The sequence below is a fragment of the Roseburia porci genome, from assembly GCF_009695765.1.
GTDB lineage: Bacteria > Bacillota > Clostridia > Lachnospirales > Lachnospiraceae > Roseburia > Roseburia porci.
Map to the genome: position 1 here is coordinate 129,928 of NZ_VUNI01000003.1, position 23,156 is coordinate 153,083.

23 protein-coding genes are annotated in these 23,156 nt (G+C 40.8%); 2 read left to right on the forward strand and 21 right to left on the reverse strand.

Features of this window, described 5'->3' with window-relative positions; genetic code table 11:
- Positions 1 to 8: 8 nt before the first annotated feature.
- From FYJ75_RS03180 to rsxC, 5 genes are read right to left on the reverse strand one after another with little or no spacing between them, the layout of a single operon-like run.
- Positions 9 to 605, reverse strand: coding sequence for an RnfABCDGE type electron transport complex subunit A (locus tag FYJ75_RS03180; RefSeq protein WP_328596847.1), 597 nt, complete (start codon positions 603 to 605; stop codon positions 9 to 11).
- 14 nt (positions 606 to 619) lie between these two features.
- Entirely contained in the window at positions 620 to 1,327 is a 708-nt protein-coding gene (gene rsxE / locus FYJ75_RS03185; RefSeq protein WP_154428785.1) for an electron transport complex subunit RsxE, read from the reverse strand.
- A complete protein-coding gene (locus FYJ75_RS03190; protein WP_154428787.1) occupies positions 1,327 to 1,935 on the reverse strand; it encodes an RnfABCDGE type electron transport complex subunit G in 609 nt (202 codons plus the stop codon). Before FYJ75_RS03190 ends, rsxE begins: the two co-directional genes overlap by 1 nt.
- Entirely contained in the window at positions 1,928 to 2,875 is a 948-nt protein-coding gene (locus FYJ75_RS03195; protein WP_328596848.1) for an RnfABCDGE type electron transport complex subunit D, read from the reverse strand. Before FYJ75_RS03195 ends, FYJ75_RS03190 begins: the two co-directional genes overlap by 8 nt.
- Positions 2,876 to 2,900: 25 nt before the next feature.
- Entirely contained in the window at positions 2,901 to 4,223 is a 1,323-nt protein-coding gene (gene rsxC / locus FYJ75_RS03200) for an electron transport complex subunit RsxC (RefSeq protein ID WP_154428789.1), read from the reverse strand.
- A 228-nt stretch (positions 4,224 to 4,451) separates the two neighbouring features.
- On the opposite strand from rsxC, the gene FYJ75_RS03205 reads away from it, so the two are divergent.
- Entirely contained in the window at positions 4,452 to 5,543 is a 1,092-nt protein-coding gene (locus FYJ75_RS03205; RefSeq protein ID WP_195838931.1) for a ribonuclease H-like domain-containing protein, read from the forward strand.
- 104 nt (positions 5,544 to 5,647) lie between these two features.
- Here FYJ75_RS03205 and FYJ75_RS03210 read toward each other — a convergent pair whose 3' ends face one another.
- The 14 genes from FYJ75_RS03210 to FYJ75_RS03275 all read right to left on the reverse strand — a co-directional run bounded on the left by FYJ75_RS03210 (position 5,648) and on the right by FYJ75_RS03275 (position 19,347).
- On the reverse strand, positions 5,648 to 6,421 hold the full coding sequence (locus FYJ75_RS03210) for a CheR family methyltransferase (RefSeq protein ID WP_154428793.1): 774 nt from the start codon (positions 6,419 to 6,421) through the stop codon (positions 5,648 to 5,650).
- A gap of 63 nt (positions 6,422 to 6,484) precedes the next feature.
- Complete coding sequence (gene rpsA, locus FYJ75_RS03215; protein WP_154428795.1) at positions 6,485 to 7,603, reverse strand: 30S ribosomal protein S1; 1,119 nt, start codon at positions 7,601 to 7,603, stop codon at positions 6,485 to 6,487.
- Entirely contained in the window at positions 7,584 to 8,438 is an 855-nt protein-coding gene (ispH, locus tag FYJ75_RS03220) for a 4-hydroxy-3-methylbut-2-enyl diphosphate reductase (RefSeq protein WP_154428797.1), read from the reverse strand. The genes rpsA and ispH overlap by 20 nt, the downstream gene beginning before the upstream one ends.
- A 3-nt stretch (positions 8,439 to 8,441) precedes the next feature.
- Positions 8,442 to 9,113, reverse strand: a complete 672-nt coding sequence (gene cmk, locus FYJ75_RS03225) for a (d)CMP kinase (RefSeq protein ID WP_154428799.1) — start codon at positions 9,111 to 9,113, stop codon at positions 8,442 to 8,444.
- Positions 9,114 to 9,138: 25 nt separating this feature from the next.
- The gene (locus FYJ75_RS03230; protein ID WP_154428801.1) at positions 9,139 to 10,368 is read right to left on the reverse strand and encodes a BaiN/RdsA family NAD(P)/FAD-dependent oxidoreductase; all 1,230 of its coding nucleotides are present in this window, start codon (positions 10,366 to 10,368) and stop codon (positions 9,139 to 9,141) included.
- Entirely contained in the window at positions 10,361 to 11,290 is a 930-nt protein-coding gene (locus FYJ75_RS03235; protein WP_154428803.1) for a MurR/RpiR family transcriptional regulator, read from the reverse strand. The genes FYJ75_RS03230 and FYJ75_RS03235 overlap by 8 nt, the downstream gene beginning before the upstream one ends.
- Positions 11,291 to 11,419: 129 nt before the next feature.
- Positions 11,420 to 12,841 (reverse strand): oxaloacetate decarboxylase subunit alpha, encoded by a 1,422-nt coding sequence (locus tag FYJ75_RS03240; RefSeq protein WP_154428805.1) that lies wholly within the window; start codon positions 12,839 to 12,841, stop codon positions 11,420 to 11,422.
- Positions 12,842 to 12,894: 53 nt separating this feature from the next.
- Positions 12,895 to 14,043, reverse strand: coding sequence for a sodium ion-translocating decarboxylase subunit beta (locus FYJ75_RS03245; protein WP_328596849.1), 1,149 nt, complete (start codon positions 14,041 to 14,043; stop codon positions 12,895 to 12,897).
- A gap of 18 nt (positions 14,044 to 14,061) precedes the next feature.
- Positions 14,062 to 14,433, reverse strand: a complete 372-nt coding sequence (locus FYJ75_RS03250) for a biotin/lipoyl-containing protein (protein ID WP_154428807.1) — start codon at positions 14,431 to 14,433, stop codon at positions 14,062 to 14,064.
- A gap of 17 nt (positions 14,434 to 14,450) precedes the next feature.
- Positions 14,451 to 15,173 carry an OadG family protein gene (locus FYJ75_RS03255; protein WP_154428809.1) on the reverse strand — a complete coding sequence of 241 codons (723 nt, stop codon included), beginning with the start codon at positions 15,171 to 15,173 and terminating at the stop codon, positions 14,451 to 14,453.
- A gap of 13 nt (positions 15,174 to 15,186) precedes the next feature.
- Positions 15,187 to 16,623 (reverse strand): acyl-CoA carboxylase subunit beta, encoded by a 1,437-nt coding sequence (locus FYJ75_RS03260; protein WP_154428811.1) that lies wholly within the window; start codon positions 16,621 to 16,623, stop codon positions 15,187 to 15,189.
- A gap of 87 nt (positions 16,624 to 16,710) precedes the next feature.
- Positions 16,711 to 17,937 (reverse strand): D-alanyl-D-alanine carboxypeptidase family protein, encoded by a 1,227-nt coding sequence (locus FYJ75_RS03265; protein ID WP_154428813.1) that lies wholly within the window; start codon positions 17,935 to 17,937, stop codon positions 16,711 to 16,713.
- A gap of 70 nt (positions 17,938 to 18,007) precedes the next feature.
- Positions 18,008 to 18,577, reverse strand: coding sequence for an SMC-Scp complex subunit ScpB (gene scpB, locus FYJ75_RS03270; protein ID WP_154428815.1), 570 nt, complete (start codon positions 18,575 to 18,577; stop codon positions 18,008 to 18,010).
- 20 nt (positions 18,578 to 18,597) lie between these two features.
- A complete protein-coding gene (locus tag FYJ75_RS03275) occupies positions 18,598 to 19,347 on the reverse strand; it encodes a segregation and condensation protein A (RefSeq protein ID WP_154428817.1) in 750 nt (249 codons plus the stop codon).
- 150 nt (positions 19,348 to 19,497) lie between these two features.
- Between FYJ75_RS03275 and FYJ75_RS03280 the strand changes: the two genes are divergently transcribed.
- Positions 19,498 to 20,697 (forward strand): D-alanyl-D-alanine carboxypeptidase family protein, encoded by a 1,200-nt coding sequence (locus FYJ75_RS03280; protein WP_154428819.1) that lies wholly within the window; start codon positions 19,498 to 19,500, stop codon positions 20,695 to 20,697.
- Here the strand turns inward: FYJ75_RS03280 and cls are convergent.
- Both cls and FYJ75_RS03290 read right to left on the reverse strand, forming a co-directional pair.
- Complete coding sequence (cls, locus tag FYJ75_RS03285; protein ID WP_154428821.1) at positions 20,689 to 22,224, reverse strand: cardiolipin synthase; 1,536 nt, start codon at positions 22,222 to 22,224, stop codon at positions 20,689 to 20,691. The two genes, FYJ75_RS03280 and cls, sit on opposite strands and share 9 nt — an antisense overlap.
- A 25-nt stretch (positions 22,225 to 22,249) precedes the next feature.
- Positions 22,250 to 23,140: a S8 family peptidase gene (locus tag FYJ75_RS03290; RefSeq protein ID WP_154428823.1), complete on the reverse strand. Its 891-nt coding sequence runs from the start codon at positions 23,138 to 23,140 to the stop codon at positions 22,250 to 22,252.
- Positions 23,141 to 23,156 lie beyond the last annotated feature (16 nt).

Sequence of the window (23,156 nt, forward strand, 5' to 3'; positions counted from 1 at the left end):
CATTCCTCCTAAATCATACCTGAGAATCCCATGAAGGCGATAGACATCAGACATGCAGTGATCAGTACGATCGCTGTACCCTGGAAAGTCTTTGGAATATCATTATATTCAATTTTTTCACGGATACCAGCCATTAGTACAATTGAAATAAAGAATCCAACTGCGGTTGCAAATCCATATACTACACCTTCAAGTATTGTGTACTCATATGTAACACAGTTCAGTGCAACACCAAGTACAGCACAGTTTGTTGTGATCAGTGGTAAATATACACCCAGCGATTTATAAAGTGCCGGCATAGATTTCTTTAAGAACATTTCAACAAACTGAACAAGAGCTGCGATAACTAAAATAAATACGATCGTCTTTAAATAAGTCAGGTCAATTCCCTTACTGATCAAAAAAGAATTAGCAAGGATAAATTTGTAAATCAGACCGGTAATAAATGAAGAAATTGTAATAACAAAGATTACAGCTCCACCCATACCAGCTGCTGTATTCACTTTCTTAGATACACCAAGGAAAGGACAGATACCAAGGAACTGACTTAATACAACGTTATTAACAATTGCAGATCCAACTGCGATAAGTAATAATTCTTTCACTGTAATGTCCCTCCTTAATCATTCTTCTCTTCAGACTTACCTGTACATGTTGCAGACTGTCCACAATGTGCACAATCACCGGTAAGACATCCAGAAGGTTTTGCAAGTGGTTTTCCTTTTGCATCCATTTTCTTACGGATGATATTCATTCCGGCTACGAGGAATGAAAGTACAAGGAATGCTCCAGGTGCCATAATAAAGATTGTAATCGGTGTAAATCCAGGGATTGCAGAAAGAACCGGTTTGTTGAATAAAGTTCCTGCTCCAAGGAATTCACGGATCAGACCGATACTTGTAAGTCCTACAGTGAAACCAAGTCCCATTCCAAGTCCGTCAAAGATTGAAGGAACAACCGGATTCTTAGAAGCATAGCTTTCTGCACGTCCAAGAATGATACAGTTTACAACGATCAGAGGAATATAAACACCCAGCGCTGACGATAAAACCGGGATATAAGCCTGCAGTAAAAACTGTACAATTGTTACAAGTGACGCAACAATTACAATGTATGCCGGCATACGCACACCGTTTGGAATCACCTTACGGAATGCTGAAATCAGCAGGTTTGAGAAAATAAGTACAACAGTTGTGGAAAGTCCCATTCCAAGTCCATTGATCGCACCAGATGTAACGGCAAGTGTAGGACACATACCAAGCATCAGTACAAATGTAGGATTTTCCTTGATAATACCATTATATAAACGTTCTACATTCTTATTCATTATTCAGCACCTCCCTTAAGCTCGTTCTGGAAGTATAAGATTGCTGCATTACAACCGTTTGCCATGGCTTTGGATGTAATGGTAGAACCTGTGATTGCTTCAATTTCATCATCGGATGACGGAGTCTGTTTTACAACTGTGAAAGAAGAAACATTTTTACCTTCAAACTGGCTGTAAAAATCCTCCTCTTCTGCTTTCATACCAAGACCTGGTGTCTCGGAAATGTCTGTAATGGAATATCCGTTTACTGTTCCATCATTCTGGATTCCAACAGAAAATGTAATGCTTCCCTGGCTTCCATCCTTAGCTGTTACTGTAATAACATATCCAAGTGTTTCGCCGTTTGCATCAAGTGCACTTTCCACATCATCGATCGTATCATTGTATCCAGCTTCTGATACCATGCTGTTTGCAGCATCCTCATCGTATTCCTGTGTTTCAAAAGAAGCCGCGTCATCAAATACAGCCTTGTATGCTTCCTGTTTTGCTTCAAGATTTGCTGCATCAATCGGAGCCTTTGTAATACCATATACAACTGCAAGGATCAGTCCAAGAACTAAAGTAAAAGCTGTTAAGATCAAAGCGTCATGTACAATTTTTTTATTCATTCTTCTTTGCCTCCTTTACCAGTCCAAATGCAGCTGGAACCGTAACTTTCTCAATCAGAGGAACAAACAGGTTGCTTAAAATGATTGCAAAAGAAACACCCTCGGCATTTGCTCCAAAGCAACGGAAAATTCCGGTCAAAATACCACAGCTGATACCAAAAATGATCTTGCCCATTGGGGTGATCGGAGATGTTACATAATCGGTTGCCATAAAGAATGCACCAAGCATAAGTCCACCGCCACACAGTTCAGCAACAAGATAGTTTACATCGAAACCATGTCCGCCGAATAATAAAATAAATACAGCGAATGAAATAATGTATGCACCTGGGATCTTCAGATCGATCACACCGGTAAGAATCAGAATAATTGCACCGATCAGGATTGCGATTACAGAGGTCTCACCGATTGTACCTGCTGTGTTACCAATCAACATATCCATTACATTTACAGATCCAAGTCCTTCATTACGGATCAGCGCAAGAGGAGTTGCTCCTGTATAAGTGTCGGTTGTAAAGTTTGTCATATCAGCGGCAAAAGCGATCAGAAGGAAACATCTTGCACCAAGTGCAGGGTTCATAAAATTCTGTCCTAATCCGCCAAACATCATTTTTACAATAGCAATTGCAAATACACCACCGATCACAGCTTCCCACCAAGGAAGTGCCACCGGAAGGTTCAGTGCAAGAAGAAGTCCTGTTACAACAGCACTCAGATCATCGATCGTATTCTTTTTATGTACAATCTTATTAAATACCCATTCTGTAGCTACACAGCTTGCAATGGTAATTAAAATTAAAAGCAATGCTTTAAAGCCAAAATTATATATTCCAAATAAGCTGGTTGGAAGTAATGCGATAATCACATAAAGCATGATCCGGCTCGTGGAATCTTTGGCACGAACATGTGGTGATGATGATACCTGATATAAATCACTCACAATAATCCACCTCTTTCTCTATGATTTATTTTTTCTTTCTCTTTTCAGCCAAAACTAATTTCTTCATAGTTTTTACAGACTGTGCAACCTGTCTTCTGGAAGGACATACATAACTGCAGCTTCCACATTCAATACATTCAAGACCATGCCAGTCTTCAAATTCCTTCATAAGTCCTCTCTCGCCAAATTTAGCAAGTCTGGAAGGAATCAGCTGCTCAGGACATGCCTCTACACATCTTCCGCAGTTAATGCAGGCAATCGGTTCATTTGCCGCTACTGCATCTTTGCCAAGGCAAAGAATGGATGAAGATGTCTTTGTAGTTGGAATATCCAGACTGAACATTGAAAATCCCATCATAGGTCCGCCTGAAATAATTTTCTCCGGCTGTACTTTAAAACCACCAGCAGCTTCTACCAGTTCTGAATAACTTGTTCCGATGCTGTAAAGGAAATTGCCCGGATTGGCAATTGCATCACCTGTAACGGTTGATACTCGTTTCATAACAGGTATTCCAAGTTTAACAGCATTATAAATTGAGATAATTGTCTCAACGTTATCGACAATGCAGCCTGCATCTGCCGGAAGCATTTTAGAATTGATTGCTCTGCCTGTTACAGCATAAATCAGCTGACGCTCACCACCCTGTGGGTATTTGGTCATAAGTTCGCACACTTCCATGCGTGGCTCATCCTTCGTCAGCTCTTTTAATTTCTCAATACAGTCCGGTTTGTTATTCTCTACACCGAATACACCTTTTGCATTGTCAAATAACTGAAGAATGATCTTCATGCCAGCAACAAGTTCTTCCGGATTCTCAAGCATTCTTCTGTAATCTGCGGTCAGATATGGTTCACATTCTGCACAGTTTGCAATGATATACTCGATTTTTTCCGGCTCTTTCGGAGACAATTTTACATGTGTTGGGAATCCGGCACCACCCATACCAACAACACCGGCTTCTTTTACTTTTCCAATAATCTCCTCTTTTGATAATGATGTCACATCATCGACCGGTGTAAACGGAACCTCTTTAAATTCTCCATCACTCTCGATCACGATTGAGTTCACCATATCTCCAACAGCAACACGTCTTGGTTCGATGGCTTTCACTGTACCTGATACAGAAGAATAAATTGGTGAAGATACAAAACCGCCAGCTTCTGCAATCTTCTGTCCTTTTAATACTGCATCTCCTACAGCAACAATCGGTGTTGCTGGTGCCCCGATATGCTGTGATACCGGAAATACCAGTTCGCCTTTGGGCAAAACTTCTTTGATTGGCGCATCCTTGGCTAATTCTTTGCCTTCATAAGGATGAACGCCGCCTTTAAATGTTTTTAAACCCATTTTTTGTGCCCCACTTTCTTGATTTTATTTGTTGAACTATGAGTGATAAAACATAGCTAAACTTTAGTAAAATTATAGCACATTTGGGCAATAAAATCGCCATATTTCTTGTTCTTTTTTTAGTACTTTTGTAACCATTTTTGTTTTCTTTGTGTTATAATTTTAACAAATATATACGATATCCAAATAATGTTTTTGTGTAATAGACATATAAAAGAAAGGGAATTTATGAAAATCACACGCAAGCTGCTTACCGACATTCATTTCACTGAAATTGCGAATGATATATTTAGAGAAGATGTTATATTTTTCGATATTGAGACTACAGGCTTCTCTCCTGCAAGAACCTCTCTTTATCTGATTGGATGTGCGACACGCGATCAGTCCGGAGTCTGTATCACGCAATTCTTTGCGGAACAAAAAGAAGAACAATCCCAGATTCTTTCTGAATTTATGAATCTGCTTTCCCATTATCAGACCATCATCACATTTAACGGTCTTGGTTTTGATATTCCATATCTAAAAGCAAAATGTCATGAATTCGAGATTCCGGAACAATTTGACAGTTTTCACTTTATCGATATCTTCAAGTCTGTATCCAAACTGAAATTTCTTCTGAATCTGCCCAATTACAAGCAAAAAACCATAGAAACTTTTCTTGAAATCGACCGCGAAGACACCTATACCGGCGGCGAGCTGATTGAAATATATCACAATTATTGTCTCCATCCCGAAAAGGAGGCCCTGCAATTACTGCTTTTACATAACTATGAAGATGTGCTTGGCATGCTCGATCTTCTGCCAGTGCTCTCCTATGGTGAATTTTTCCGCGGAAATTACCAGATATCCGACTGCCAGATTTTAAACGATGATACATTTTCCGAATCTTCGGTATTTTCTTTAACCATTCATCTAAAATATGCATTTCCGCAAAAAGTTTCCTGCCAGCTGCCACAGCTTTTTTTACAGGGAAACCAGAATGAAGTAATCTTAAGTATTCCGGTCTATGTCGGGGAACTTCATTTCTTCTATGACAATTATAAAGATTATTATTATCTTCCAGCTGAAGATGTGGCGATTCATAAAAGTGTTGCAGCTTTTGTCGATAAAGAATTCCGCGAAAAAGCCAAAGCGTCCAACTGCTACACACGAAAAGAAGGCCAGTTTCTTCCACAGTTCGAGTCCATCATCACACCGGAATTTAAAGAAAACCGAAATGACAGGATCAGTTATTTTGAGCTTACCGATGAGTGGTTAAACTCAGGTGTACAATTACATAACTATATTCAGCATTTATTACATCATGCGCTTCGCACATGATGCCTTCGGCTGATATCTATGCAAAAGGATTTTCAGATTGCAAAAAGCCGCTGTACAGGGATCGTCTCCCTGCACAACGGCTTTTCCATAAAATAATCTCAAAATTACATTTTCTGGAAAAAGAATGAACTCATTCTGTCAAATCCAATCTCTTTATAATTCATAATCTGCTCTGTACTTCCGATAAAAAGCACACCCTGGCTCTTTAAAGACGCATAGAATTTCTTATAAATCTCATTTTTGGCATCATCTGTAAAATAAATTACAACATTGCGGCACACAATCAGATCGCAGTCCTTTGGATATGGATCTTTTAACAGATTATGTTCCTTGAACTGCACACAACGCTTAATCTCATCCGAAATCTGATAGGAAGATCCAACCTTGGTAAAATACTTTTTTTTCAGATCATCCGGAACGGATGCAATACTTTTTTCATTGTATAAGCCCACCTGAGCCTGCTGTAATACCTGTTTGTCAATGTCTGTTGCGATAATCCTGATACTGGAAAGCGGCAGATGTCTGGATAATGCCATAACAAGCGAATATGGTTCATCTCCGGTAGAGCATGCTGCACTCCAGATCTTTAAGCTTTTGCTTTTACTCAAAAGCAGAGGAAAAACATCTTTGTCAAGAAGCTTCCATTGATCCGGATTTCTGTAAAATTCCGAAACATTAATCGTAAGGAAATTAATAAACTGTTCGAACTTCTCTTTATCTTTTTTGATCAGTTCCACATATTTATCATAACTGTCAATTTTATTCTTTGTGATCAACGTATCAATTCTTCGCTTCATTTGCTTTTCTTTATAGCAATTGAGATCAATATTGGTAAGTTTTAAAACGTCACCTTTGAATTTTTCGTAATTTGTTAACATAGAATCCCCCCGCGTATAAAACAAAAGACTGCCTAATAACAGGCAGCCTTTTGTTAATTTATATTATTCTTCTGTCTCGGATGCCACTTTCTCAATATCAACATCTGCAGTATCCGCATCAGTCTCTTCTGGTGCAAACATTGCTTTTACACTAAGGCTGATCTTCTTATCTTCCTCGTTGAAGTCAACGATTTTAGCCTCAATTTCCTGGCCAACAGATAAAACATCAGATGGTTTTTCAACGTGCTCTTTTGAAATCTGCGAAACATGAAGTAAAGCATCTACTCCAGGAGCAAGCTCAACGAAAGCACCGAAATCTGTCATACGTGCTACTTTGCCTTTTACAACATTGCCAACAGCATATTTCTCAGCTGCACCATTCCATGGGTTCTCTTCCGGGAATTTCATGCTGAGTGCAATCTTTGTATCATTGATATCTTTGATAAATACACGTACAGTCTGTCCAACTGTGAATACTTTCTTTGGATTCTCAACTCTTCCCCATGACATTTCAGAAATATGAAGTAATCCATCTACTCCGCCAAGATCAATAAATGCACCGAAATCTGTTACATTCTTAACAGTTCCTTCAATCACATCGCCAACTTTGATCTTAGCTAATAACTCTTTCTGAAGCTCAGCTTTCTTAGCAACTAAGAGCATTTTTCTGTTACCGATAATTCTTCTGTGTTTTGGATTGAACTCAGTAATTACGAATTCGATCTCCTGATCTTTGAATTTTGATAAATCCTTCTCATAAGTATCAGATACAAGACTTGCAGGAATAAATACTCTTGTCTCATCAACATTAACACAAACACCGCCATCTAATACCTGGCTTACTTTTGCTGTTAAAACTTCTTTGTTCTCAAATGCTTCCTCTAATCTCTTGCTTCCTTTTTCAGCTGCAAGACGTTTGTAAGAAAGAAGTACCTGTCCCTCACCATCGTTTACTTTGATAACTTTGGCTTCCAGTGTGTCACCAACATTAACAACTGTTGTAAGATCTACATTGGATTCATTTGTGTATTCATTACGGGTAATAATTCCATCTGATTTGTATCCGATGTTCAATACGATCTCATCAGGCTTCACATCAATAACGGTACCTTCTACCACTTCTCCATTTCTTATTGTTTTTAAAGATTCTTCCAGCATTTGTTCAAAGCTCATTTCTGACATTCTTTGAAACCTCCTCAATAATATTGTTTGGGGTTGACGCCCCTGCGGTAATACCTACGTTATTGATGGATCTTAACTTTGTGTAATCCATATCGCTACTCGTTTGTATATAGTAAGTATTTGCACATTCATTTTTACATATTTCAAATAACTTCTGTGTATTTGAACTACTCTTTCCGCCGATTACAATCATCGCGTCCGATTCTTTTGCGATGCTGCGGGCTTCTGTCTGTCGTTCTTCTGTTGCATTACAGATTGTATTTAAAACATTTATATCATAACCTTTTTTCGTGATAATTTCAACTAATTCTTGAAATTTATTGTAGTTAAATGTCGTTTGCGACACAATTGTTACCGGAACTGCATCCGGCAGGGCAAAATTGTCAGCATCTTCCTTTGTTGCAATGATGGAAACTCCACTTTCTTCCACCCATCCGCGGATTCCCTGTACCTCAGGATGATTTTCATTGCCCACAATAATAATATAATGCCCTTTCATACTGTATTCTCTTACAAGTCTGTGGATCTTAAGAACAAACGGGCAGGTTGCATCAACAATTTCAAATCCGGCTTCCTGCATCTGATCATATTCTGATTTGCTGATTCCATGTGAACGGATAATGATGATTCCTTTCGGAAGCGTTGCCAGATCCGAAAGATCCTCCACAACATGCACTCCTTTGGATTCCATATCCTTTACCACTTCTTCGTTATGAATGATCGGACCATAGGTATAAATCGGCATATCTGTCTGCCCGATCCGGTCATATACCATATTTACTGCCCGTTTGACTCCAAAACAGAATCCTGCACTTTTTGCAAGTTTTACATTCATAAACTACACCTGTGCCTTACTTTGAATTATTTTTTTCATTTCTGATACAACTCCGTCAATATCAAGATTGGAAGAATCCAGACAAACAGCATCATCCGCCTGTTTTAACGGTGAAGTTTCACGGTGCATATCCCGGTAATCACGATCGATGATATCCTTTTCAATCTCATCCAGATCACAGTGGACGCCCTTCGCCTGAAGTTCTTTATATCTTCTCTCTGCCCGTACTCTGCTTCCTGCAGTCAGGTAAATTTTCACATTTGCGTCCGGAAGAACAACGGTTCCGATGTCCCGGCCGTCCATGATAACATTCTCTTTCTGTGCCAGCTGTCTTTGCAGATCCACAAGCTTTGTTCTCACAACCGGATAAACACTTGTAGCAGATGCCATATTTCCAACTTCTTCATTACGAATCACACCATTTACATTCTCTCCATTTAACAGTACCTGCTGTTCACCGTCTTTGTACTGGATCGTAATATCAACATCTGCGCATGCTTCTGCAACCGCCTTCTCATTATCTGCCGCAATCTTATTCTGGATGAAATAATATGCCATAGCGCGGTACATAGCGCCTGTATCTACATAAATATATCCCAGATCCGCCGCGAGTTTCTTCGCGATCGTACTTTTTCCGGCTCCTGCCGGTCCATCAATTGCAATATTGTATTTCATATATAATTCCTTCCTTTTCCTGTTATTATTCAACACTTTCCCCTGCAAGATGTCCAGTCGACCATGCAATCTGAAGATTGTATCCTCCTGTCATTGCATCGAGATCCAAAACCTCTCCGCAGAAATACAGATGCCTGCATTTCTTTGATTCCATCGTGGATGGATCAACGTCTTTCACAGACACCCCGCCTTTTGTAATGATGGCTTCTTTAAAATCCCTTACTCCGGTGATTGTCATCGGCAGATTTTTAATCAGATGAACAAAAGCCGTTCTCTCTTCTTTGGATATTTCATTCACCTTTTTATCCGGATGAATACCACTCAGTTCAATGATAACCGGGATCATTTTCGCCGGGAACAGCTTGTGAATTGAATTCTTAAACTGCTTGTTTTTCGCATCCTCAAATTCACGTAACACACGTTTGTCCAGCTGTTCTGTATCAAGTGCCGGCTTTAAGTCAATCACCAGCTGCAGGTCATTTTCAAAATACGTTGGTTTTATGGACGCACTTGCCGACAATATCATCGGACCACTAACTCCAAAATGCGTAAAAAGCATTTCTCCAAAGTCATCATAGATCATTTTCTTTCCGGAATATATACGGATTGCCGTATTCTTCAAAGAGAGTCCCTGTAACTTTTTCACCCAGGATTCCTTTATCTCAAAAGGAACAAGCGCAGGAACCGGCGTTATGATCTGATGTCCAGTTTGGGCTGCGAAACGGTATCCATCTCCCGTAGATCCGGTCTGCGGATAGGAAACGCCACCGGTTGCAACAATCACTGCATCTGCCAAAAGCTTTGTCTGATCTGACAGTATCACCCCTCCTGCACCATCTTCACCGGCAATGATCTCTGCCACTTCCGTATGGAGCAGAATCTCTACTTTAAGCTGTCTCAGGACCTTTGTCAGACATGCAATTACATCCGAAGAATGATCGGATTGTGGGAAAACACGATTTCCACGTTCTGTTTTCACAGGCAGTCCATGGCTTTCAAAAAAACGGATTACCTGTTCATTATCATAGCCATAAAATGCACTGTACAGAAATTTGCGGTTACTCATCACATTTTGAAACAATACGTCAATATCTGATGCATTTGTGATGTTACACCGGCCCTTTCCTGTTATAAATAACTTTTTCCCAAGTTTTTCATTTTTTTCAATTAAAACTACTTTATGTCCCTTTTCGGCAGCCGTAATCGCTGCAAACATTCCAGCCGGGCCACCGCCTATTGCAATTATCTTACTCATGATCTGCATCCTCTAATCTGGCATAACGCATCTTGATGGAATCATCGATATAATTGATTTCATCATTCTCGTATACCTGATATTCATCCCATATATCTTCAAGCATGGTCAGCGTACCTGCCACCTCTTTTTGCTTTTTCATGCAGAGTGCAACAATCAACGCATTGATCACACTGAGCGGCGCAACAAGCGAATCCACAATCGATGCCATGTCGCTGTCTGCGATCAGATTGCAGGAAGAATAAAGATTCATCGGCGAATGCACACTGTCTGTAATCGTTATCACCTTTGCATTCCGGTTATTTGCGAATTCCAGTGCCTTTAAAGTACGCATGGAATATCTTGGAAAACTGATTCCAATGATAGCATCATCTTTTCCGATCCGGACCATCTGTTCAAAAAGTTCACTCGAACTGCTCGTATGCAGTAATCTGACATTGTCAAACATGAGATTAAAATAAAATGCCATAAAACTTGCGAGAGGCGCACAGCTTCGGATTCCGACAATATAAATATTCTTTGCATCCAGAATGGTATTTACCGCCATCTCAAACGCATTCTGATCAATTTTTTCCAGAGTTGATTTGATCTTATCCGCATCCGACTGCAATACGGTCTCTAAGATCTTTGACTGGCTGATTCTTCCGTAAGTAACCTCCATGCGCTGGATGGAGTTCAGCTTGTTCCGCACAAGTTCCTCTAAAGCCTTCTGAAATTCCGGATACCCTTTATAGCCAAGGTGTGTGGCGAATCTTACTACCGTGGATTCACTTACCCCGACGATTTCTCCCATTTTTGCTGCGGTCAGAAAAACTGCCTTATCGTAATTGTCTGTAATATATGTTGCAAGGAGTTTCTGTCCTTTACTCATTGCACTGTAGGAATTATTAATCCGATTCAACAAGTCGTTTGTATTGCTCATATGATCCTCTCTGTTTTACGTGTAATATATTTATTATAGCAGAGAATGTTGATCTTGCAACGCAAAAAAGAGAGCTTATTCCAAATTCCATCTGAAATAAGCTCTCTAAAATACATGGTTTATTCTGTTTTATACCGGATAAGCTCCGTTCTTTGTATCTGCGGCTTTTGCATCCACCTGTGTCTGCTGGGCCTGACGATATTTAAAGAATTCGGTTGCTACCTGTGGGAACAATGCGTAAGAGAGAATATCCTCATCCTGCTGTTTCCACTGCTTCATTTCGGATTCAATCTTAGCAAGTTCCGGCTCAAGAAGATCTGCCGGACGGCATGTAATGCTGGAAGCTTTCTCATCTGCAGTAAGTACCTTGTCTACGATTTCCTGATTGAAAGGTTTTACCGTCTGACCATATTTTCCTTCCAGTACTTCTTTTGTCTCTTTTGTTGCAACTTTATATCTTTCACCCATCAGTACATTAAATACGGACTGTGTTCCAACAATCTGTGAAGAAGGTGTAACAAGAGGTGGCTCCCCAAGGTCTTTACGAACACGTGGTACTTCTTTTAATACCTCTTCGTATTTGTCTTCTGCACCCTGCTCTTTCAGCTGGGAGATCAGGTTGGAAAGCATACCACCTGGTACCTGATATAATAATGTCTGGATATTAACACCTAATACCTTCGGATTCATTAATCCGCTCTTAAGTGCTTCCTCTCTCATTGGTCTGAAATAATCTGCGATCTCAGCCAGAAGTTTCTGATCCAGGCCGGTATCATATGGTGTTCCTTTAAATGTCTCAACCATAACCTCTGTAGCCGGCTGGCTGGTTCCAAGCGCAAACGGTGACATTGCGGTATCGATGATGTCACATCCTGCCTCTACACCTTTCAGATAAGTCATGGAAGCCACACCGGATGTATAATGTGTATGAAGTTCGATTGGAATATCTACAACTTCCTTCAATGCATGAACCAGTTCATCTGCCTTATAAGGAACAAGAAGTCCGGCCATATCTTTGATACACAAAGAGTTAGCGCCCATATCCTCTACGCGTTTTGCCATCTCTGTCCAATAATCCAGTGTATAAGCATCACCAAGTGTATAAGAAAGAGCCACCTGTGCATGTCCTTTTTCTTTATTCGTAGCAGTTACTGCTGTCTGAAGATTACGAAGATCATTCAGGCAGTCAAAGATACGAATAATATCAATTCCGTTGGCAATTGATTTCTGTACAAAATATTCAACAACATCATCTGCATATGGACGATATCCAAGAATATTCTGACCACGGAAAAGCATCTGTAATTTTGTATTTTTAAAGCCGTCTCTTAATTTGCGAAGACGATCCCAAGGATCTTCTTTCAGGAAACGAAGGCAGGCGTCAAATGTTGCACCACCCCAGCATTCCACTGCATGATAGCCGACTTTATCCATTTTATCAACAATCGGAAGCATCTGCTCTGTTGTCATTCGAGTCGCAATCATGGACTGATGGGCATCACGCAAGATAGTTTCCGTAATCTTAACGGGTTTCTTTGTCTCTGCTGACATTGATTTATCCTCCTAAATACTAAACATCGAATCACCCTGAAAAACAGAGTTTATTAAATTCCAAAAATTGCCATGAAGCATCCGGCTGCAACCGCAGTTCCGATAACGCCGGCAACGTTTGGTCCCATCGCATGCATTAACAGGAAGTTGGTTGGATCTTCTTCTGCACCCACTTTCTGAGATACACGTGCGGCCATTGGCACAGCAGATACACCTGCCGAACCGATCAAAGGATTGATCTTGCCTTTTGTAATGAAACATAACAGTTTACCAAACAGTACTCCGGCTGCTGTTCCAACCATAAAGGCAACAAGACCGAGAATAACGATCTTGATCGTGCTCCAATTTAAGAATGCCTCTGCACTGGTCGTTGCACCTACCGATGTACCCAAAAGAATTACAACAATATACATAAGTGCATTGGATGCTGTCTCCTGTAACTGACGAACCACTCCACATTCACGGAATAAATTTCCGAGCATCAGCATACCAACAAGTGGTGCGGTTGTAGGAAGAATCGTACATACAATAATCGTAACAACAATCGGGAAAAGAATTCTCTCCTTTTTGCTTACCGGACGAAGATTCTCCATCTTGATCGCACGTTCTTTCTTCGTTGTAAATAATTTCATAATTGGTGGCTGGATGATCGGTACAAGAGCCATATAAGAATATGCAGCTACTGCAATTGGTCCCATCAATCCGGTCTGACCAAGCTTTCCTGCAAGGAAGATCGATGTTGGTCCGTCCGCTCCTCCAATGATGGAAACTGCGGCTGCAGCTTTATCATTAAATCCAAGAATGATTGCAAGGAAATAAGCGGAGAAAATACCAAACTGGGCAGCTGCTCCAAGAAGGAAACTGATCGGATTGGCAATCAGCGGTCCAAAATCGGTCATCGCTCCTACTCCAAGGAAAATCAGTGACGGAAGAATGGACCATTCATCCAGTGTATAAAAATAATAAAGTAAACCGCCTACGCCATTGCTTGTCTCCTCTGGTGATGCAATGATATCCGGATAGATATTTACCAGAAGCATACCAAAAGCAATCGGAACTAAAAGTAATGGCTCATATCCCTTTTTAATCGCAAGAAACAGGAAAACACATGCAACTGCAATCATCACATAATTTCCCCATGTCAGGTTTAAAAAGGCTGTCTGATGTAGGAGGTTTGATAATGTTTCACCTACGTAACTCACAATAACTACCTCCTCGGATTATTCGTTTAACGTTGCAAGCAGTGCTCCGGATTCTACAGCGTCTCCAACAGCTACATCAATGCTTGCGACAACGCCATCCTGTGGAGCAACAACCGGAGTCTCCATCTTCATGATTTCAAGGATTAAAACGGTATCTCCTTTTTTCACTGCATCTCCGACATTTTTCTCTAATTTAAATACCTTTCCTGCTGCTCCAGCCTCGATCTTAATGCTTCCTGCTCCGGCATTTGCTGCTGGTTTTGCTGCTGGCGCTGCAGGTGCAGCTGCTGCTTTTTTCGGTGCTGCTGGTGCTGTAGCTGCTGATGTTCCATTCTCTTCTACAGTAACGTCATAAACGTTTCCGTTCACGGTAATTGTATAATTTTTCATTTCAAAGTCCTCCTGAATTATCTTCTATTAATTGAACGAACTACAAAGTCACTTGTAGAAGTTCCTGTGCTTGCTGCAATTGCAGCTGCAATAACTGCAACCAGTTCGTTATCATCTGCCAGCTGCTGTTCTTCTTTCTGCTCGATCTGTGTAACAACCGGGTCTTTTGCAACGGACGGTTCGGATTTTTCCTGTTTCTTTTTCTCAAGATATGGGAAAATCTTAAATGCATAGATAATCAGACTGATTAAAATAAGTACTGCAAATACCACACACATGGAAATAACCGTGTTCATTCCCGCCTTTTCCATCTTTTCACCAAGGCTGTACACCGGTTCAACCGAATATCCGGTAACTGTCATATCAGTGTAGTTAATTACTACCTGAAAATCGACATCTCTTTTTTCAAAATGAAGAATCTGATCTGTTGTCAGTGTATTTCCGGATTTATCAATTGAAAACTCTCCTGTTCCCTGATAATCTCCGATATCTGCAACTGTCTCTTTCCATTTCTGAACCATATTGCTTGTTTTTTCATCCAGATTGCTGTTATCAGAGAGGAGTGAATCCAGATCGCTGCTGCTATATCCGGTCAGGGAAGTAATGAGATTTGCCGAATAATCCTGCAGCTGGTTATAACTTACTCCGTTATAGTCCACATCTTTCGGATCTGTCCCACACGCACCCAATGTCAGCAGAATAAAGCAAAGGCTCAGAATCAATGCTAATTTCTTTTTCATAAACTTCACCTTTCTACTTTGTGCCATGTTTCTTTTCCGGCTCGTTTACGTATTTGGTATAAAGCATTTCAAATGCCGCAACGAGATATTTTCTGGAATCCTCCGGTGCAATCAGACGATCCACGTATCCTCTGCGGGCAGCAGCTTCTGCAGTAGACTGAAGTTTTTCATATTCAGCAGCCTTCTTGGAAAGTTCATCTGCCTTTGCATCCGGATACATAATCTTAACTGCAAGATCCGCATCCATCATTCCAACTTTTGCATCATTCCATGCATAGACAAGATCTGCACCGATTGATTTGGAATTCATGGAAACATATGCGCTGCCATATGCTTCACCTGTGATAAGGTTTACTTTTGCAGTTGTTGCATTTGCAAATGCATAGGTCATTCTTGCAAGTGCTTTTGCAAGTCTCTTTTCTGTGCATTTGCATGGATTAAATCCGCTTACATTGGTCAATGTCAGTACAGGGATTGAAAATGCATCACAGAACTGTACGAATTCAGCTGCTTTTTCGCATCCACGGGCAGAAAGAGAATTTGCAAATTCTTCTGTCTTATTTCCCTCTTCATCATAAACTTCTGTACAGTTTGCAACAGCACCAACTGTCATTCCGTTTAATTTTACGAAGCCGGTAACCATATTTTTTGCATACTCTGATTTGGTTTCAAAGAATGCATGTCCATCTGAGATCTCAGACAATAAGTATCTCGGATCTCCTTTCATGGTATCCATACTGTTACAGATACGGTTTAAATCATCATCACATTCTTCCGTATAAACATCCCCTTCATTGTTCAGAGGAAGCATTGTGATAAGAGAACGAATCTCTGCAATGATCTCATCTTCACTTCCATAGCGGTCAATGCATCCATTTTCCTCACTCTGGAATTTTGCTGATGATGTGTCACACTTCTCAACGCGGTTTCCTTTAATGGAATCCGGAGAATTCATAAACATTTTGCCGTTTGATTCTTCAATAAAAGCAAAATCACATAAAGCAGGCACAACTGCCAGTCCTCCTCCGCAATTACCAAATACGCCACAGATCTGTGGAACTACACCTGATGCAGCCACTTCTTTTGCATAGATCTGACCAAATCCATCCAGTGCATCTACGGATTCCTGAAGACGGATTCCTCCACAGTCAACAAATCCAACGACTGGTGCGCCCATCTTCATTGCCATATCGTATACGGATGCAATTTTCTTTGCATGCATCTCTCCGATCGTACCACCAAGGACAGCAGCATCCTGGCTGTAAATAAATACCAGATTGCCATCAACTAATCCATGACCGGTGATTACACCATCGGAAGGTGTCTGATCCGCGCTCAGATTAAAATCTGTGCTACGTGCGGTTACATGAGAACCAATTTCCATAAAACTGTTCTCGTCGACCAACTTAGCAATACGTTGCATTGCCAAGTTCTCTTTGTTACTACTCATTTTATGCCCTCCATTATGTTTAGATTAATATATATCTATGTTTTCATTATATAAGTTTTCCATATCATTTTCAACAATAATAGCGATTTACAGAAAAAGAAACTTCATCATGATACTGTGGAAAAGTTCTGCAAATGTCCATGGTTCCACGGTTTTTCCTGCGATAAGGGCATATTCTTCCATCACCTGATCATTGATCAGAATCCGTACTTTTCCAATCTGAGTGTCGCTCTTTACCGGCAGTGTCATTTCCGGCATCAGTTCAACATCCGTCCGGATCTGATCTTCTTCTGACACCAGATACCAGGCTTCTTTCTTCTCTATTTTTGCCTGCGGAATAAATTCTATATCTGTCCCCCATTTTTCCAGACTGGCAGACGGTTCAAATCCATTTTTCACAACGACAGAATCCAGTTCCGGAATACTGATAATATTCTTTTTTTCGTAATGATCAAGTCCATACTGAAAAAGCTTTTTTGCATCACTCCACTTATATGTTTTGTTATTGGGCCAGCCACATGCAAGAAGCGCAATACACAGCTTTTTCCCATCCAATTCGAGTGCTGCCACATAACAATACCCGGCATTTCCGGTAAAACCGGTCTTTCCAGAAACGACACCGTTCATCATATTTAAAAATGCATTATGGTTCGTACACTGATAGTTTTTGCCATCCAGGTCACAGAAACTGTAATTTGCCGTCTGCGTAATCTCCCGAAATTCCCCGGATTTATCAGATTCCCATGCACAGTATCTCATGATCCGTCCAAGATCCTCTGCCGTAGTATGATGAAACCCATTGTCATTTTTGGCATCCAGTCCGTTCGGTGTTATAAAATAGCTGTCTTTGCAGCCTATTTCTTCTGCTTTTGTATTCATCAAAGCTGCAAAATCTTCTACAGAACCAGATATGTATTCAGCGATAGCAACTGCACAGTCATTGAATGATTCCAGCATCAGGCCATAGAGCAGATCTTTGATCCGGAATTGCTGGCCTTTGTGCATTCCAAGATGTACCTTTGGCTGTCCACACGCATTTTCCGATATGGTAACCGTTCCATCCATATCCCCATATTCAAGTGCTACAATGCACGTCAGTATTTTGGTCGTACTCGCATTTGCAAGTGGCTGATCCGCGTTTTTCCCATAAAGAATTCTTCCACTGTCCCCATCCATAAGGACACACGATTTTGAATACAATTCCGATTCCCCGATCGGTTCTGCGTAAATATGTTCTTTGGGCACAATAGATAATAAAAGCAGAAACGATAACAGCAATGCAACCTTTTGTTTACATTTATAAAAAGAAGCCATATATATTCCGTTTTTTTGAAATATATATGACTTACGGTATGTCCGTTATTCATAATTACTGATCCGGCGGTCAGATGTCCATCTTAACATGCATCTCTTCTTCCGCTTCCTGTTTAAATTCTTCAATCTGTACCGGATTCAAAACCGGAAGATCCTCAATCGAATTCACTCCGAAGCTTCTTAGAAATTCTTCTGTTGTTCCGAAAAGTAATGGTTTCCCAGGTGCATCCAGTCTTCCAAGTTCACAGACCAGATTATAATCGATCAGACGGCTGATTGCATGTCCACACGAAACTCCACGGATCTTTTCTACTTCCATTCTCGTAACCGGCTGCTTGTACGCAATGATGGAAAGCGTTTCAAGCAAAACATCCGTAAGAACCCTCTTTTTCGGCTGTTTTGCAATACGGATCAGATACTCATACATCTCTGTCTTGGTACACATCTGATAGGAACCATCTAATTCCACGATCTGGATTCCCCTGTTGTCATCCTTATACTGTTCCATCATGTTTTCTATAATCTTTTTTGTTTTCTTTTTATCAAGTTCCAGTGCATCTGCAATCTGCTCCAGTTCAACGGAATTGCCCATTGTAAAAAGGATTGCCTCGATTGCTGCTTCATAATTTACATTACTCATATTACCCCTGTCATACGGTGTTATGCCGCAATTTTGGATTTTATTTTAATATCATCAAATATATATTCCTGGGAGATTATGATTTTCCCGGTTTTCATAAGTTCAAGGATTGCCAGAAATGTAACAATGATCTCGATCTTTCCAGCCTGCGCTTCAAGAAGATTGCGGAAACTGAAATGCTCATGATTCATTGCATATTCTTCCAGATATACCATCTTATCTTCCAGTGAGACCTCTTCTTTCTCGATTTTTCCAAATTTGGAACGCACCGGATCAATCTTGTCCGCCTGTTTTTTCATGATGCTTTTATAGATCTCATTCAGTCTTGCCAGCGTCACATCCGACATCAGTTCCTGTAAATCAACCGGCTCTTCATACGCCATTACCTCTTTTGGAATCGTAGGTGCTTTATACATGATCTTTTCCGCATCGATCTGCCTGTCCTTTAATTCAAAAGCCATACATTTATACATTTTATATTCCAGAAGCTGCTGGACAAGTTCCGCACGCGGATCTTCTTCCTCTTCCTCCTGTTTTGGATCTTTGGGAAGGAGCATTTTAGACTTGATATCAATCAGTGTCGCAGCCATTACAAGAAACTCGCTCATGACATTCAGATCCTGTCTTTTCATCTCTTCAATATATTCCATATACTGGCTTGTAATCTCAACGATCGGAATATCATATATATTTACTTTATTCTTTTCCAGCAAATGTAAAAGAAGGTCAAGCGGTCCCTCAAACACCTGCAGTTTTACATTTAATTCCATATCTTCTCTTTACCCCATATGTTTATCAAAAGGCAGATATGCCACATAATATTTTAACTTGTAGGTTCTCAAATTTCAAGCAATTTTCCATATTTAGTCACATATTGGATGAGCCTATCCTATATATTGTATTGATTGGAGGAGACAAATATGAAATATATTTCAGCCTTATTAGCCTTGTTTCTAATACTTTCGCTGCTTACCTGCAATGCTGCCACCTGCTTTGCAGCAGAAGCCGGTTCTGAAAATACCGCTGATTCCGAAGACGCACTTTCCCTTGCAGCCCCTTCTGCGATTTTAATGGAAGCAGATACCGGTACGATTCTCTACGAAAAAAATTCCCATGAACGTCTTCGCCCCGCCAGTGTAACAAAGATCATGACGCTTCTTCTTATCTTTGAGGCACTTGAAAAAGGACAGATTCATTCCGACGATACCGTTACCGTATCTGAGCATGCCTCAGAGATGGGCGGATCCCAGGTCTATCTGGAAACTGGTGAAACCCAGACTGTAAATGATCTGATCAAATGTATCAGTATTGCAAGTGCAAATGACGCAGCCGTTGCGATGGCAGAATACATAGATGGAACCGAAGAAGCCTTTGTTGCTCACATGAACGAGAAAGCCAAAACCCTGAATATGAATGACACCACATTTGTCAACTGCTGTGGTCTGGAAGCCGACGGTCATCTTACCAGTGCCCATGATATTGCCCTTATGTCCAGGGAATTATCCAATAATCATCCACAAATACACGATTACTGCACGATCTGGATGGATCACATTACCCACACAACGCGAAAAGGAACTTCCGACTTCGGACTCACCAATACCAATAAATTACTGCGGCAATACAGCTATTGCACAGGTTTAAAAACCGGCTATACCAGCCAGTCCGGTTTTTGTCTTTCGGCTACAGCAACACGTGATCATATAAATCTGATAGCGGTTGTCATGGCCGAAGAAAATTCCAAAATCCGCAACAAAGAAGCCGTTTCCCTTCTCGACTACGGATTTGCCCATTGTCAGGTCTATTCCGATCCTCTGGATTCAAAATTACCGGACCTGACTGTTTCCAGAGGAAAGCAGGATTCCATCGGTCTCGCCTATGCTTCACCTTTTCAATACGTGATCACAGATGGAAGCTCTTCGGAAGAAATCACAAAAGAACTTCACATCCCGGATTCGTTAGAGGCCCCTGTCAAAAAAGGAGACACCGTTGGATGCATCGAATTTCATATTGGAAAACGTCTGCTCGGCAGTGTCGATATCATAGCAAAAGAAACAGTCCCTGCAGCAACTCTCGCTGATTGCTATCTGGACTGTCTCTCCATGCTGTTATTAAAGTAATGGAGCAAACAAGAGTAAAACGCTTTGAATCAGACGCACAATAAAATTGCGCTGTGTGCAGAATTCCAGGGAAATCTCCTGACATTCATCAAATGTCCGCAGCGCATCCTCCTTTACTCCTGCAACTGCTTTTGCCCGGTACATCCATACTCCACATTCAAAATGCAGATACAGACTGCGGTAATCCAGATTTACCGTGCCGACAACTGCGTATTCATCATCCGATACAAAGCATTTCGAATGAATAAACCCAGGTGTGTACTGGAAAATGCGCACGCCGCCACGGATCAGCTGCTCATAATAAGACTGTGTCAGCAAATAAACCAGCTTTTTATCCGGTATTCCAGGTGTTACAATCCGGACATCGACACCGCTTTTTGCTGCATTGATCAGTGCAGTGGACATTTCGGAATCAATGATCAGATAAGGCGTGAAAATGTATACATACTTCCTTGCTCTGTTAATGATATTTAAATATACCGTTTCTCCTACATTCTCATGATCCAACGGCGAATCTGCATAAGGCTGGATCATTCCGGTACTATCTTTTTTCTGTTTGTTGTCATATGACACACGATACGGATCGCACGGCTCATCTCCACGCACGATATAATTCCACATCTGCATAAACATTACCGTAAAATTCCAGACACCTTCTCCGGTAATCCGGATTCCGGCATCTTTCCAATAGCCAAATCTCTTCACACGGTTGATGTACTCGTCAGCAAGATTAAAGCCACCGGTATATGCGATCTTTCCGTCGATCACAACCACTTTTCTGTGATCACGATTATTCATAACCACCGACAGAAACGGGCGGAATGGATTAAACGATGCACATCGGATTCCTTTTTTCTGTAATCTCCGGTAGTATTTTGAAGGAAGTGTATTAATACATCCGACATCGTCATAGATCAGACGGATCTTAACGCCTTCCGCTGCCTTCTGTTCAAGAATATCAACAATCGTATCGAACATATAACCTGGTTCTATGATAAAAAACTCCAGAAAAATAAAATTTTCTGCGCTCTTTAAATCTTCCAGAAGGCGTGCAAACACCTTTTCCCCGCAGGAGAAATATTCCGTATCCTCCTCATGGCATAAAGGATAACCTGCATAATCGGTAAGATACCGTGACTGCTTATATGCCTCATAATTGTCTGTTTTTAACTGTTCTGCAATATCTGGATCCTGCGTCACATATTTTTCCGTATGACGGATCACTTCAGATAGTCTCCGCCTGTTTCCTCTTGTCAGTTCTGATCTTCCAAGTAAAAAATAACAGGTTACGCCGATGATCGGCATCCATAAGATAATAAAAATCCACGATAATTTATTATATGGTTTGATATCGCGGTCAACCAGATACAGTGCCAGAATGACCGAGATAATATGAAAAACAAAGTTAATTTCCGAAAATCTTTCACTGGCTGCATACATGATCATAATCAGCCAGACAAACTGAAGAATGATCGCACATGCTCCGATTGCAAGTTTACTAAAAATTCCATGAGTTACTCTTTTCATTCGTTCCAGCCTCCGTCATTCTATTTTAATTCATTTGCAAAAGATTATCAACATGGAGGATTCCCCATGATTTCTGATGAATCTCTGTTCCTCTTGGCCAGACCGAATCATAAAGCATCAGCTTCCAGTCCTCCGGATAAAAATATGGATTTTTTTCCATTCCAAGCGCAAGTGCACCACAAACAACCGGTGCCGACATTGACGTACCGCTTTTTATGGAATATCCGTTGCTCCTGTTATCACAGCTTATGATACGTGTTCCAGGAGCCAGCACTTCAGGTTTTACAATACAGCAGCCGGTAGGTCCTTTTCCGCTGTATCCTCTCGGCGTTGAGATCGTATTTGCGGTCAGATCATCACTTGCTCCGACCGTAAGGATTTTTCTTGAAATACCAGGCACCGTGATTGAGTTCCCGGATGGTCCGTTATTTCCTGCAGCGCTTACAACCATAACTCCAAGATCCCACAATTCTTCCACAGCATCCAGTATTTTTCTCTGTTCTTCCATATCTGCTCCCGGAAGGAATCCAACGGAAAAATTCAATAACCGTATATTATAAATTCGATAATTATGAATGACCCATTCCAGTGCGCGAAGCACATCTTCTGTCTCCCCGTTTCCGTTTTTGTCCAGGACTTTGATCACAACCAGATCCGCACCTGGTGCCATTCCGCTGATCCGTTGCCGATTCATTCTTCCATCTCCGCAAAGAATCCCGGCTACATGCGTTCCATGTCCATTGTCATCGTACATGCTGTGTTTGTGATTCACCATATCCAAAAAATAAATATCCCGGTGCGTCAGATCCGGGTGTTTTGCAATTCCTGTGTCTAATACCGCAATCTTTATATTCTTTCCCGTATATCCAGCCTGATATACCTTTCCTGCATGAACAATCTCTTTTACTCGCTTCATTTCAAAATATGTTTTT